This window comes from Streptomyces sp. RP5T, assembly GCF_003933965.1.
GTDB lineage: Bacteria > Actinomycetota > Actinomycetes > Streptomycetales > Streptomycetaceae > Streptomyces.
The window spans coordinates 1-534 of the sequence record NZ_RSAJ01001262.1 but is presented as its reverse complement, the minus strand read 5'-3'; the positions used below and the strand labels follow the sequence as shown (position 1 = coordinate 534).

The window sequence follows — 534 nt, the reverse complement described above, 5'->3', positions numbered from 1 at the left end:
GGGTTGTCGCCGCCCTCACCACCCTCTCCTCCCTCTGCCGCGACCTCATCCGCCGCACCGAGGACGGCGACAACCCCGGCCTGCGCCTGATCGCCGTCCGCCACTGCATCGACGTCGCCGCCCACCCCGACACCATCGCCGCCTGGCTCGCCGACGGCACCGTCCCCGGCGGCCCCGAACTCGACCCCGAACTGCGCTGGCGCGTCCTCGCCCGCCTCGCCGTCCTCGGCGCCACCGACGAGGCCGCCATCGCCGCCGAACTGGCCCTCGACCCCTCCGCCACCGGCCAGGAGGGCGCCGCCCGCTGCCGTGCCGCCCTGCCCACGGAAGAGGCCAAGGCACAGGCCTGGGAGGCCATGTTCACCGGCGACGCCCTCTCCAACTACCTGTTCACGGCCACCGCCCAGGGCTTCTGGCAGCCCGAACAGACCGACCTAGTACGGCAGTACGTGCCCCGCTACTACGAGGACGCCGTCGCCCTCGCCGCCCGCCGGGGCCCCGCCATCGCCGAGGCCGCCGGCCGCTGGGCGTTCC

General features: G+C 75.5%; 1 protein-coding gene. It reads left to right on the top strand.

From position 1 onward, the window contains the following. A partial coding sequence (locus EHS43_RS45725) for an ERAP1-like C-terminal domain-containing protein (RefSeq protein ID WP_185806700.1) occupies window positions 1-534 on the top strand: 534 nt, incomplete at both ends.